Origin of the sequence: Agrobacterium leguminum (assembly GCF_005144435.2) — a bacterium.
Taxonomy (GTDB): domain Bacteria; phylum Pseudomonadota; class Alphaproteobacteria; order Rhizobiales; family Rhizobiaceae; genus Agrobacterium; species Agrobacterium leguminum.
On the sequence record NZ_CP120212.1, the window covers coordinates 627,086 to 640,188 of the forward strand.

Genomic DNA, 13,103 nt, shown 5'->3' on the forward strand with positions numbered 1-13,103 from the left:
GCAGGCGGAAGCGGGCCATGACAACGCGCCCGTTCAACAGCTGAATGCAACCGCAACGGAACATACCCCTCATATTTCGGCCTAACAGGAGGCTTTTTGCCCTGTTAGGGTGTGCAGCAGGAGGAGTGAGACACCAACGCTAACGGACAGGAGACGGTTCATGGCCCGGACAGTAGTGAATGCGCTTGGAGACACACTCTATTACAGCGGCAGTTCCACGGGATTTTTCTCCGCCACGGGTTCCGGCCCGCTGCTTACCGGCACCGCAGGCAATGATTCCATGTGGGGCGACAGTTCCGTCAACGTGACCATGGCGGGCGGCACGGGCGACGATATTTATTATCTCTATTCCAGCATCAATCGCGCCGCCGAAAATGCCGGGGAAGGTATCGATACCATCGATACCTGGATGAGTTACACCCTGCCCGACAATTTCGAGAATTTGCGGGTAACGGGTGACGGGCGTTATGCCTTCGGCAATTCGCTCGACAATATCATCACCGGCGGGTCGGGCAGCCAGACGATCGATGGCGGGGCCGGCAACGACGTGCTGATCGGCGGCGGCGGAGCCGACACCTTTGTTTTCACGAGCGGCAACGGCACCGATCTCATCACGGATTTCAGCGCCAATGACACGATCCGGCTCAATGGCTACGGCATCACATCTTTCGACCAGCTTGTCGGTAGCGCCACGCAGCAAGGCAGCGACCTGTGGCTCAATTTTTCGAATGGCGAGGCCATCGTTCTTGCTGGAACGACCATAGACGACCTTCAGGCCGACCAGTTCGAACTCAGCCTCGACCGATCGTCCCTCACCCAGACCTTTGCCGATGAATTCGATACGCTGTCGCTGCGCAGCGGCGATCAGGGCACCTGGGACGCCAAATATTGGTGGGCGCCGGAAAAGGGAAGCTCGCTGACGACGAATGGCGAGGCGCAATGGTATATCAACCCGGCCTATGCCGGCACATCGGAGGTCAACCCTTTCAGCGTCGAGAACGGCGTCCTGACCATTACCGCCGAGGAAACCCCGCAGTCGATTGCCGACGAGGTCGAGGGGTATGATTACACCTCGGGGATGCTGAACACCTATTCCTCCTTCAGCCAGACCTATGGCTATTTCGAAATCCGCGCCGATATGCCGACCGACCGGGGCGCCTGGCCCGCCTTCTGGCTCCTGCCCGAAGACGGCTCCTGGCCGCCGGAACTCGATGTCATCGAAATGCGCGGTCAGAACCCCAATACGCTCATCATGTCCGCCCATTCCAACGCCACCGGTGAACAGACCTCAGTCATCAACAATGTCAGCGTGCCGAGCACCGAAGGATTTCACACTTACGGCCTGTTGTGGGATGCCGAGCACATAACCTGGTATTTCGACGATGTCGCCGTGGCGCAGACGGATACGCCTGACGATATGCATGACCCCATGTATATGGTCGTCAACCTTGCCGTCGGCGGCACGGCAGGAACGCCATCGGACGCTGATTTCAGCGACGGCTCGCAGATGATGATCGATTATATCAGGGCCTATTCGCTCTCCGACTGGGCAGCATGAATTAAAACACCGGCAGTCGTATCGGGACTGCCGGTGTTTCAAACATCAGCCTCTCGGCTTACACACTGTTCAGGCCAATCACTCGGCCGCGAGCTGGGTGCGGGCGCTATTTAGCGAAATCAGGTGCCGCGCCGTTTCGAGGCTTGCCGGCTGCTCGGCGCGATAACGGCGGCCGATTTCCATCATCAGCACGGTATCGGGCAGGAAGGAAAGTTCCGAGAAGATGTTCTGCCAGTCGATATCGCCCCAGCCGAGCGGCATGTGCAGATCGCCGATGCCGAGCGCCGTATTTTCCTGAGGAAAATAGGGCTGATAGAAGCCCTGCGGGCGGCCGAAGGAATCGTGCACATGCAGATGGCCGGCAACCGGCGCCATGGCGCGAAGCTCATCGCGGAAATCGAGGCCACGATAGGTGGATTCGAGATAGGCATGGCTGAAATCGATCAGCGCAACGACATTGTCGTGACCGACAGCCTTCACGGTCGCTGCCACTTCGGCCGGTGTCTGGCGATATTGGCCGGGTTCGGTGGAGAAGATATTCTCGAGGGCGATGCGCACGCCATAGGGCCGGCAGAATTCCGCCAGTTCGAAAAGCGCTTCCCGCTCGCGGCTGTCGGCATCGGCCCGTTCGGCGATCTGGTCGGCACGCAGCGCGCCGCTATGCTGGACGAGAATGCCCGCGCCGATACGCTCGCATAGAACGGCAAGCGCCTTGGCCGCATCGATCTGGTAACGGCATGTCACCGGATCCATGAAATTCGAAGAGACGAGACCGTGCACGGTGTAGCGGAAATCGAACTGCTTTGCGAGCGACACGAAACGGTCGGCGCGCTCTTCGATAATCCGGCCGCCGGCGATCATGTCGAGGCTTGTTGCGGCGATTTCCACGGTATCGCAGCCAATTTCGGCAAGCGCGCGCAGATCGTTTTCGAGGGTGGCCAGTTCGCCATCATCCGAGCCGGCGTTGAAGCCGGTACCTATAAGATTGCTCACTTCGTCATCTCCAGGGCTAGAAAGGTCATGGGAGTTCGGACGCCGCGCATGCGACGCCACTTCAAACAGGTCCGGGCGGTCGATATTGACGTCGCCTATCCCGGGCGATGCGATGTCGTAAGAAAGTCCGAGGTCGCCGCCGTGTCGGTAAAAAGCGACCGGGACATGGTGATCCGTTTCCGTTGAAACCGATCACTCAATTAAGTTTCTTCATTTACAGCTTTATGACATTTCCGCAGGCAAACAGCAGGGAGAGCGGGCCTTCGTGGCTGGACAGGCGGCAGCATGAAGAAGTGCGTGGGAGGGCTGTCGGAATGTCAGGTTGCGGACGCTCGGGTCCGCTCAAACGGCGAAATGGCCGCAAATTGCGGCGATGGGCCTGGCGCCAGAACGCCGAAGCCGGATGCCTTCCGGCGGGAGGTGCTAACCGAGATTGTGCACCATGAAATAAATCAGCCAGCAATGCGCGATGGCCAATATCGCCCAGGCCCATTTTGCGGCCCTGATATCGGCATCGACAACCCTGTTTCGGATCTCGGTCCTGCCCGACGCCTCTTTTCCGGCTCGATCATCGCCGACGGCGGATGCGGGCAATGTCTGGGAAACGGGCTCGCTGACAACGTAGAGCCTGTCGCTGCGCAGAAGCGGGCGCGGCTCGTCCTCAACGCTCTCCGCATCGGAAAGCGTATCGTCGCCGGAAACGCAATTCACCGCCACAAGCTGCGATGACATCCCCCTGTTACGCACTTTACCTCTATTGGGCATCATAATGTTCCACACAATAAAAATAAAAATATTCCCGGGTGACTTCCGATAAAGCCGCGCTTTACCGGACATGCCGCAATACGCGCATCCATGCCTTCCGCCCGTTGTCCCAAAGGGCGCCTCCCGCGATCAGGCCACCGGAACTCCCGGCAGACCACGCTTGCCCGCATAAGGTTTTGCCTCCCGCTGGATCAGGAAGACGGATTTTTCCACCGGCAGCGGCTCGATCGTCCGGTAACGCTGAAACCGCCTGGAATATTCGAACCGGATGAGCCTGTCGTCGAACTTGCCCGCCAGAACGCGATAGCCGTTGACGAATTCATTCAGGATTTCCAGTTCTTCTCCCCAAACCCAGCCGCCGTAGGACGTCCCTTCATTCGAACGCAGCACGATCTCGAAAAAGTGCCCGCCCGCCACCAGCGGCATGCGAAAGAGAATATCGAGATTATCCTCGTCCTCGTCGTCGCCCTTTTCCGCCGACAGCCTGGCATGCGCGACCTTCGCATGGACCAGCGCCGATACCGGATAGAACGGACGGCCCTTGAACCACATGAATTCACTGACCGCATATCCGACATCGTCGGCACGCTGGTAAGGCTCGATACGCGGCTCGAAGGCCATGTAGCTTCCGTTAAACGCTATCACTGTCGAAAATTCCCGATGCCTGCCCGTCGCATGTCCGCTGTTTTCCACCCGTCATTCATGCTTCTGTCTGCGACAATAGGCAGGCCGCGTCACACCAGCGTCAAATGGAACGCTATGATGACTTTCAATTTCCCGGACACGTTGTTAGATGATGATTCATGAGGGGACGAAAGTGGCTGGGAACGCTGAACTGATACCGATCCGGCTTTTTGGCACCCCGCGCTGTGACGCGGTGCGGGAGGCATTTTTTCCGTCCAAGGGCTTCGCCCTTACCGCCGCCCTCATCCTTGCGCCGAACCAGTCCCTTTCCCGCCAGCATGCCGCATCGCTTTTGTGGGAAAATGTCGAGCAGAAAAGGGCTCTCGGCAATTTGCGGCAGCTCATCCTCCGCCTGCAGAAACTGCCCAATGAGGACGATGCCATCCTTCTGACCGAAGGAAACGACCTGAAGGCCGGCAAGCTGGCGCAGCGCACCGACCTTGCCATCTTTCTTGCCGGCGCAAGGGCCGAAGACCCGATGCGGCGGCTCAATGCGCTGCTCGAATTCGGCGGCGAGTTGCTGGAGGGGCTGGAGGCCGGGCAGGACCATCTTTATCTCTGGCTGCTTTCGGAGCGCCGCCGTCTCAGGGACCTGTTCTTTTCGAGTTACACCCAGCTTCTGGAGGAATTGACGCGGTTCGGTCGCGCCAGCTCGAACGACATCGCCAGACTTGCCGAATGCGCCTGCAAGATCGAACCGGAGCGCGAAGAAACCTATCGCGCCGCCATGGCGGCCTATGCGCGGGTTGGAAATATCAGCGCCTGCGAGGGCATGTACCAGCTTCTGATGGAGCAGCTTCGCCAGGAGGGTCGTTCGCCGGAAGCGGAAACCGTGGCGCTGAGGCGGAGAATACAAAGTCTGGCCGCCACGATAACGGCCCCCGCCGAGCCGGAAGAAGGCAGCCGCCGAAAATCAATGGCAAAACCGCGTGTCGCATTCGTCCGCCCGGCACGGGTCGACGGGCAGCCGGTCTCGCCGGTCATGCATGCCTTCGTCGAGGATGTCGCCAACAGCCTTGTCCGATACCGAACCTTCACCGTCCTTTCGCCGCACAGCACCTTTGCGCTGGCGCATGACCGGGCCGATGACGGCTACGCCATGCTGCGGGCGGATTACCGCATCATTTCGACCGTGTTCGACGAAACCCGCATGTCGGTTGCGCTGATCGAGGATGCGAGCGGTGAAATCGTCTGGTCACTGGAAGCGGTCCTGACCGAACGGCATATTCACGCCGCCTTCCGGCTGCTCTCCAAACAGGTAGCGGCGGCGCTTGCCCGCGAAATCGAGCGGCTTCAGGTGGAGCCCGACCGCAACCACAGCGGCGAGGCTTACCGGCAATTGCTGGAGGGCCAGCAGCTTCTGCGCGGCAAATGCGATCTGCCGCTTCTCAGAAGAGCCCGTTCGATGTTCCGCAAGGCCGTCGATCTCGACCACAGCATGGCGGTTGCCCGCGCCCGCGTGGCGCAGAGCCTGCAACTGGAATGGCTGATGCTGGGCGGCAACGACCCCCATCTCCTGCACCGCGCCAAGGCGGAGGCCGATTCTTCCGTCGAGATCGACCCTGCCCTCGGGGTGGGCCACTGGATGTGCGCGGTGGTGGCGCTCTACCAGCGGGACTTCGACATCTCCGCCGAAAAATTCTTCGAGGCGGAGGCGCTGGCGCCCAACTCGGCCGACCTCCTGCTCCAGCATGCCGATGCGCTCGCTCATTTCGGCGATGCGGAAATCGCCTGGGAGAAGTTTCAGCAGGCCATCGACCTCAATCCGCTGGCACCCGACATCTACTGGTGGGCCGGCGCCAGCATCGCTTTCAAGCGCGAGGATTACGGCACGGCGGTGGAACTGTGCGGGCGGATGGAAAATGACGAGCCTGCTCTGCGCGTCCTCACCGCAAGCCACGCGCTGCATGGCGATCTGGCCTCCGCCCGGGAATCCGGCAACAGGCTTCAGGAAAACTATCCGGGTATGACGGCGAGGGAGATCAGCAGCCTGTCTCCAGACCGGGACCCGATAGCGAATGAAAAATTCTATCACGCACTTCGATTAGCTGGGATCAAATAGGAGATACTATGTCCTCGCATTTCTTCATTGTCGGAAAAAAGGGTTTCGGCGTTCTCTTCATTCGCACGGCGCCGCTCAGGGTTGCGTCCGTGTCGCATGAGACGATTGCCGCCTATGAAGCCAGCCATCCCGGCGTAGATGGCTATGCCCGCGTGGCAGCCGCCGCAAAGTCCATGCTCGTTCGCCAGAACGGCCAGCCGGAAGCGGAACTGGACCAGGTTCAGATTCAGGGCATCGAAGCCCTCGTCTCCGGCGGCGCAGTGGTTTCCGAAGCCGATTTCGCCTTCATCGGCGAAGTGAACGACGCCGGCTGGGATTTCAACCGCATGGTACAGGCACCGATCGAAGCCGCCCTGAAGGCTGTCGGCCCGGCCGGCTCCGTCACCGGCGAGCTGTTCGACGCCATCCTCGCCGACGACAGCAACACGGCGCCCTGATCGCGGTCTCGCAGCCTTGACCGGTGCCGATGCTCCCATATCAGCGACAGCGGCTTCAAGGCATGTCGACGCTTCGTTCTTCGATCCCGGACTGCTTCGGCGGTTCGGGATTACCCGTGTCGGCGACGTGACCGGCCTCGATATTATCGGCATTCCCGTCTGGTTCGCGGCCCGGCCCAATTCGCGCGGGCTGTCGGTCTCGCAGGGCAAGGGGCTTGTCGCGGAACAGGCCCGGCTATCGGCGATCATGGAGGCGATCGAAGGCGCGGTCGCGGAAGAAACCCGCAAACATATCGCCGCCGTCAGCTCCGTTCAGGAGATGCGGGACAAAGGGGTTCCTCTCATTCCCTTCGAAACCGTTGGCAGGGTCGATCCGGACGCGCTCGATCCGCGAAAAGAACGCGCCTGGGTGAAGGGCACATCCATTCGCCGGCAGGGGCAGGTTTTTGCGCCTTACGAACTTGTCGGCATGGATTTCCGGGTGGATTTCCCATGGGACCGGCAGGCCTTCCGCATGAGTTCCCAAGGGCTCGCGGCGGGGTTCGACCATGACCATGCGGTCCTCCATGCCCTGCTCGAACTCATTGAAAACGATGCCTGCTTTCTCGTCGACACTTTCGAGACGCGCGCCATCGCACCGCGACCTATCCTCATTCCAACGGGCGTCGATCCTTCCTTCGACGGTCTTGTTCAGCACCTTTCGGATATCGGCCTGCCGCCGTCCTTCTTCGATATGACGACTGGGCTTGGCGTGCCGGTGGCGATGGCAAGCCTGCCCCGGTCGCTTCAGGCGCAGGACGGGCCAGCCACTCGCAGCGCCGCGGGGGCTGCCTGCCGGCCTGATATCCATGGCGCTGCGATTGCAGCCTTGCTGGAGGCGATCCAGTCGCGATTGACCGATATCAGCGGCGCGAGGGACGATCTTTCCCCTCTCCGCTACCAGCGGGATATGGTTGCGGTCGGGTCTTCGGCCCCCGGCGTGCAGCCGATGGAAAGGGTGCCGGCCAATCTCGATTTTATACATGACGCCGCGTCTTCGCCGCCATGGCGTCAACTTGCGACGCACCTGTTCGCCGGCGGCATCGAGGATATCTATGTCTTTCCGATGGAAACGGAGGTATCCGGCCTGCATGTGGTGCGGGTTCTGGCAAGCGGCCTTGCCCCGGCCGGCGGCGGCCTGCGACACATCTCGCAGCGCACTCTCGATCACCTGCTGACTGTCGGAGGCCTCGGATGAAGCCGGTGGTTTTTGCAGGCCCGTCCATCCACGGCATCGCAGCCGAGCATATATCCGGTCTCGATCTTCGCGGTCCGGCCGCCTGCGGCGATATTTTCGATGCGGTTCGGCAAGGCGTCGGGACAATCGGGCTGATCGACGGGCTTTACGGCGATTGCGCCGCCGTCTGGCACAAGGAGATCCTGTTTGCACTGGCGAGCGGCGTCACCGTTTTCGGCGCCGCCAGCATGGGGGCGCTCAGGGCGGCGGAATGCGCACCCTTCGGCATGATCGGCATCGGCGAGATTTTCGAGGCCTATCGCGACGGGCGGCGTTTTTCCGATGCCGATGTGGCGGTGAGCCATGCACCCGGCGCGCTCGACTACCGCGCGCTGACAGTCGCACTGGTCGATGCCGAGGCGACGCTTGCCGCCTGCCGCGATACGGTCGCTCCAGAGGAATATGACGCACTCATGCACGCAGCCAACAATCTGCATTTTACCCGCAGGACATGGCGCACCATCGCCGCGGAAGCGGACCTCGGCTCCGAGACGGCAAATCTGCTCGCGGCAAATGCGGTTTCCGTCAAAAGACACGATGCGGCAAGGCTTCTGGCAATGCTCACGGGCGAAACCTTGCCATCCCCACCGCCGCCATCATGGAAACTCCAGAATACGATGTTTTTCCAGCAATTGGCGGCAAGGCGGGCGGCAGGGGACAAAAGGTCTTGAGCACCATCCGGCCCCTGCCTCTGATGCCCGATTGCGGTGGGCTGATCCGCACGATTGCGCTGACGCTTCCCGCCTCTTTTTTTGCGGAAAACAGGGCCGCTGACATTGTTTCACCGCTCATTCCAATCGGAAACCTGCTCTCGGCCCTGCCTGCGGATATCACCGCCGTTATCGTGACCGATCGAGCCCGTCTCGGGTCAGCGCGAGACTGGCTCGGCAGCCTGCCAGCCTCTTGCAGCACCGAGCTGATACCCCTTGCCGGAAACGACAGCGTTTCGCATCCATGGATACAGGACATACTCCATGTGCGTGCGGTTGATGCTGCGGCGGAATTCGTCCTGGTGGCGGAGAAGGCCATCGGTGTCAGCCTGGCCGAATATCTGGGAGCGGCAACCACGCATTCGGATGTCGCCTTGGCAGGGGGCAACCAGCTTGTCGGCCCGGATTTTCGGCTGGTGGGCCATTCCAGCCTGCAGGATGACAGGGGGATCGGAAGGAATGCGGCCACCCCTTCGCAGCGATGGCGAAAAATTCAGGCGCTCGACGGCAGAAACATCTTCAGTTTCGGATATCGGCCGGAAGATCTCGGCAAAGTCCCGGTCTCTTCCGATTTTTCCGCGATGGAAACTTGCGGAGCGGAGATTGCCGGCAAAAAAATGCACCAATGCGGCTTCCACGTTGATCAGTTCGTTTCGGTCACCGGTCTGAGAAGCGGCGGCCGGCCGCTATTGCTCGTTGCCGACCCTGTCGCGCATGGCGGATGCAATGCCCGCGCCGCAACCGAGCTGAAACGAAAACTGGACGCCTCGGCGCTTTGGCTCGCGCGGCAGGGCTTTGCGATAGAACGAAATCCCATCCCGCTTTCGCCGGCCATCGACACCAACAAATGCCTGCCCAGACTTTACAACAATGTCATTCTTGAAAATGTCATACGTTCCGGTCAGAAACGGCCATTCGTCTGGATTCCGCATTTCGGCGATACCGAGTCGCTTGAGGAATTCGATGCAATGAACCGAGAAATTTGGGACAGAATCGGCTTTCAGACCATCGGCGTAGCCGGATGGAGCCATCTTTCCAGCCGCAACGGTGCGTTGCGTTGTGCAACAAAAATAATAAATCGCGGCCCAGACACGCGATTATGAACGAAAAATCGTGCAATTTCGTCAATAAAGCGTCATAATACCCGTGGAAATTGTGTTGAATGTATACCTTCAACAATATTAATTGATAATCATCGGATTTAAGAACCTCAACCGGAGGAATTTGTAATGCACGCCAAACTACCCAGCCCGATCGACGTCCATGTCGGCGCACAAATCAGAATGCGCCGCAAGTCGCTCGGCATGAGCCAGAGTGCGCTGGCCGGGCGATTGGGCATCACCTTCCAGCAGGTCCAGAAGTATGAAAAGGGCGCCAATCGTGTCGGCGCGTCCCGTCTGCAGGCCATTGCGTCGATTCTCGGCGTTGAGGTCAGCTCCCTGTTCGCCAATGCCACGCCCGATGGCGACCCGGCCAATCCGGCCCTTGGCACGATCAATGCCATGCAGACCTTCGTGGCCTCGAATGAAGGCTTTTCGCTCAATCAGGCCTTTTCGCGCATCAAGAGCGCCGCCGTGCGCAGAAGCATCGTCGCTCTCGTGACATCGCTCGCCGCCACTGAAGCGGCGGAAAATGCCGCCGCGCCGGCGGACAAAAACGACGATTGACGCAGGTGTGACGCTCGCGTGACGCTCGATGTGGTCGAAAATGAACAACGCAACATTATCGCGTTTTCATACTGTCGACTGTCGAGAGGGAATCATGGCGGCGTCTACCACAGCTATACTTGAACAGGACAATGCAGACGAGATTCTGGCGCTCGGGCGGATGGTTTCCTATCTTTGCCAGCGCTCGAAATCTCTGGAACTGGGCATGTCGACCTATTTCCTGGAGATGGCATTGTTGTCGCTGGCCCAGGACATCAATCAGCAGGGTCTGCCGCCGGTAAGCGCAGAGCTGAATGTCGGCGCCTTCGCTCAGGCCGATCTGCATTGAGCGCTTCCGCAACGGCGTAAATCCGCCGGGATTGAGCGTTTCCACACCGATCTCCAGTCGTAGGCCCGGAAACGTTCCCTCTGCCTGTCCGGCTGGCTCCATCCTTCCGGAGAGGCATTCATATGCCCTCCCCCACATTTTCCCGGCGGAAGCCATGATGGAGGCCCGGTTCTCGCCGGGCCTCCATTCATATCAGAGCACCGCGCGGCGAAGCTCGGCAGCGGCGGCGACCATGTTGACCAGTGCCGGCCTGACCTCTTCCCATTTACGGGTCTTCAGGCCGCAATCCGGATTGATCCAGAGCTGCCGGTCGTCAAGCCGCTCTCGCGCCAGCGCCAGAAGATCGACCATTTCTCCAACCGCCGGCACACGGGGCGAGTGAATGTCGTAAACGCCGGGACCGATCTGGTTCGGGTATTTGTAGGTCCGAAACGCATCCAGCAATTCCATCTTCGAACGCGAGGTCTCGATGGAGATCACGTCGGCGTCCATGGCAGCAATGGCATCGATGATCTGGTTGAATTCGGAATAGCACATATGGGTGTGAACCTGTGTGCGGTCGCCCACACCGCTGGAGCAAATGCGGAAGCATTCCACCGCCCAGCCGAGATAATCCTGCCAGTCCCGGTGCCGAAGCGGCAGTCCTTCACGAAGAGCTGCCTCATCGATCTGGATCATCTGCGCACCGGCTGCTTCGAGATCATTGACCTCGTCGCGGATGGCGAGCGCGATCTGGCGGCATGTCAGGCTTCTGGCGATATCGTCGCGGACGAAGGACCAGTTGAGGATCGTCACCGGCCCGGTCAGCATGCCCTTGACAGGCTTGTCAGTGAGCGACTGGGAATATTCCCACCAGCGAACCGTCATCGCTTTTGGGCGCGACACATCGCCGAAAATGATGGGCGGGCGCACATAACGCGAGCCGTAACTCTGCACCCATGCATGCTGGGTGAAGGCGAAGCCGGAAAGCTGTTCGCCGAAATATTGCACCATGTCATTGCGCTCGAACTCGCCATGCACGAGAACGTCGAGACCGATTTCCTCCTGCCAGCGAATGGTCGCCTCGGTTTCCTTCTGCAGGAATTTTTCATATTGCGCATCCGTCAGCGCGCCCTTGGAATGCGCCGATCTGGCCTTGCGCACCTCCGGCGTCTGCGGGAAGGAGCCGATGGTCGTCGTCGGGAAAAGCGGCAGCGCAATGGCCTGCGATTGCACTTTCTGCCGCTCGGCAAACGGGCTCACCCGCTTCCTGTCAGCCTCGCCAATCGTCGCAATACGCTTCTGCACGGCGACGTCCGTTACCTTCGGCGAGGATGCACGCGCGGCAACGGCCTTAGCGGCAGCCTCCAGTTCCGTCGCGACAGCAGCCTTGCCCTCACCGAGAGCCCTGCCAAGCGCGGCAAGTTCGCCGAGCTTCTGGGTGGCGAAGGAAAGCCAGCTTTTCAGATCGGCATCGAGGCCGGTTTCCAGTTCGAGATCGACCGGGACATGCAGCAGCGAGCAGGACGGCGCGATCTGAAACGCCGCCGCACCGCGTGCCGCGATCACCGGTTCCAATCGGGTAATGATTGCAGCGAGATCAGCGCGCCAGATGTTGCGGCCGTCGATGACACCCAGCGACAGGACGCGATTTTCCGGCAACGTCTTCAACACCGTCTCCAGCGCATTGGGCGCTCGCACCAGATCGATATGAAGGCCCGCGACCGGAAGCAATGCGACGGCTTCGAGATTGTCCTCAAGCCCACCGAAATAGGTGGCGAGCAGGATTTTCAGATCCGGCGCGGCCTTCGACAAAGCCCGATAGGCCACGGCCAGCGCGTGCCGCTCCCCCTCGGAAAGATCGAGCACGGCGACCGGCTCATCGATCTGCACCCAGTCGGCACCGGCCGCGCGCAGGCGACGCAGCAGCTCTTCATAGACGGGCAGCAACCTTGCCAGCAGATCGAGAGGCTTGAAGGCCGCCTCGCGCGCCTTGGCAAGCTTCAGGAACGTGACCGGGCCGAGAATGACCGGACGCGTATGGATGCCGAGCGCCTTCGCCTCAAGGAAGTGGTCGACCGGCTTTTGCGAGGTGAGCACGAAATGCTGATCCTCTGAAACCTCCGGCACCATGTAGTGATAGTTGGTGTCGAACCATTTGGTCATTTCCAGCGCCGGAACGCCCTGACCATGATGCGAATGTCCTTCATGCCCATGGCCGCAGCCTGCATGCCCTTCGCTCTGGCTGCCGCGCGCCATGGCGAAATAGTTGGAGAGGGAAACATCCCCACCCGCCCATCCATAAAGGGATGGAATGGCGCCCACCATCACGGCCGTATCGAGGACATGATCGTAAAGGGAGAAATCGTTGGACGGGATATGGGTAATCCCCTTCTCACGCTGAAGCGCCCAGTTTTCGGCACGCAGCCTAGCTGCGGTTTCGAGCAGTTCCGTCTCGGAAATCTTGCCGGACCAGAAGCCTTCAAGCGCGAACTTCAGTTCGCGATGGCGTCCGATCCTCGGAAAACCGAGCGATGCGACTGGAATGGTCTTGTCTGGCATTGTCATACCCCATTTGGTTGTGGGGGCATGGGTAAAGCGGACGCGTGCAGGCCCGGCCTGTGCCGGACCATTGCAGCAACCA

General features: G+C 60.3%; 13 protein-coding genes. 9 read left to right on the forward strand and 4 right to left on the reverse strand.

All coding sequences use genetic code 11. The features are described 5' to 3' along the window. Positions 1-160 precede the first annotated feature (160 nt). Positions 161-1,558 (forward strand): endo-1,3-1,4-beta-glycanase EglC, encoded by a 1,398-nt coding sequence (gene eglC, locus CFBP4996_RS17375; protein WP_020811758.1) that lies wholly within the window; start codon positions 161-163, stop codon positions 1,556-1,558. Positions 1,559-1,636: 78 nt separating this feature from the next. On the opposite strand, the gene CFBP4996_RS17380 is transcribed toward eglC, so the two are convergent. Further along, positions 1,637-2,551, reverse strand: a complete 915-nt coding sequence (locus CFBP4996_RS17380) for a TIM barrel protein (RefSeq protein ID WP_162936083.1) — start codon at positions 2,549-2,551, stop codon at positions 1,637-1,639. A gap of 48 nt (positions 2,552-2,599) precedes the next feature. Between CFBP4996_RS17380 and CFBP4996_RS17385 the strand changes: the two genes are divergently transcribed. Next, the gene (locus CFBP4996_RS17385; protein ID WP_162936082.1) at positions 2,600-2,737 is read left to right on the forward strand and encodes a hypothetical protein; all 138 of its coding nucleotides are present in this window, start codon (positions 2,600-2,602) and stop codon (positions 2,735-2,737) included. A gap of 237 nt (positions 2,738-2,974) precedes the next feature. Here CFBP4996_RS17385 and CFBP4996_RS17390 read toward each other — a convergent pair whose 3' ends face one another. Together CFBP4996_RS17390 and CFBP4996_RS17395 are read right to left on the reverse strand one after the other, a co-directional pair. After that, positions 2,975-3,283 carry a hypothetical protein gene (locus tag CFBP4996_RS17390; protein WP_233283562.1) on the reverse strand — a complete coding sequence of 103 codons (309 nt, stop codon included), beginning with the start codon at positions 3,281-3,283 and terminating at the stop codon, positions 2,975-2,977. 162 nt (positions 3,284-3,445) lie between these two features. Then, positions 3,446-3,937 (reverse strand): hypothetical protein, encoded by a 492-nt coding sequence (locus CFBP4996_RS17395; RefSeq protein ID WP_035261386.1) that lies wholly within the window; start codon positions 3,935-3,937, stop codon positions 3,446-3,448. A gap of 172 nt (positions 3,938-4,109) precedes the next feature. On the opposite strand from CFBP4996_RS17395, the gene CFBP4996_RS17400 reads away from it, so the two are divergent. The 7 genes from CFBP4996_RS17400 (at position 4,110) to CFBP4996_RS17435 (ending at position 10,480) form a co-directional block, all read left to right on the forward strand. Next, positions 4,110-6,062 carry an AfsR/SARP family transcriptional regulator gene (locus tag CFBP4996_RS17400; RefSeq protein WP_162936081.1) on the forward strand — a complete coding sequence of 651 codons (1,953 nt, stop codon included), beginning with the start codon at positions 4,110-4,112 and terminating at the stop codon, positions 6,060-6,062. 8 nt (positions 6,063-6,070) lie between these two features. Next, on the forward strand, positions 6,071-6,499 hold the full coding sequence (locus CFBP4996_RS17405; protein ID WP_003520863.1) for a hypothetical protein: 429 nt from the start codon (positions 6,071-6,073) through the stop codon (positions 6,497-6,499). A gap of 16 nt (positions 6,500-6,515) precedes the next feature. Further along, on the forward strand, positions 6,516-7,736 hold the full coding sequence (locus tag CFBP4996_RS17410; protein WP_233283563.1) for a YcaO-like family protein: 1,221 nt from the start codon (positions 6,516-6,518) through the stop codon (positions 7,734-7,736). Then, positions 7,733-8,446, forward strand: coding sequence for a TfuA-like protein (locus CFBP4996_RS17415; RefSeq protein WP_080854396.1), 714 nt, complete (start codon positions 7,733-7,735; stop codon positions 8,444-8,446). The genes CFBP4996_RS17410 and CFBP4996_RS17415 overlap by 4 nt, the downstream gene beginning before the upstream one ends. Beyond that, complete coding sequence (locus tag CFBP4996_RS29480; RefSeq protein WP_080854395.1) at positions 8,443-9,588, forward strand: hypothetical protein; 1,146 nt, start codon at positions 8,443-8,445, stop codon at positions 9,586-9,588. Before CFBP4996_RS17415 ends, CFBP4996_RS29480 begins: the two co-directional genes overlap by 4 nt. Before the next feature lie 126 nt (positions 9,589-9,714). Next, positions 9,715-10,152, forward strand: coding sequence for a helix-turn-helix domain-containing protein (locus CFBP4996_RS17430; protein WP_003520859.1), 438 nt, complete (start codon positions 9,715-9,717; stop codon positions 10,150-10,152). Positions 10,153-10,246: 94 nt separating this feature from the next. Continuing rightward, positions 10,247-10,480, forward strand: coding sequence for a hypothetical protein (locus tag CFBP4996_RS17435; protein WP_020811749.1), 234 nt, complete (start codon positions 10,247-10,249; stop codon positions 10,478-10,480). Between the two features lie 192 nt (positions 10,481-10,672). Here the strand turns inward: CFBP4996_RS17435 and metE are convergent, their stop codons facing one another. Further along, complete coding sequence (gene metE / locus CFBP4996_RS17440) at positions 10,673-13,021, reverse strand: 5-methyltetrahydropteroyltriglutamate--homocysteine S-methyltransferase (RefSeq protein ID WP_080854876.1); 2,349 nt, start codon at positions 13,019-13,021, stop codon at positions 10,673-10,675. Positions 13,022-13,103 lie beyond the last annotated feature (82 nt).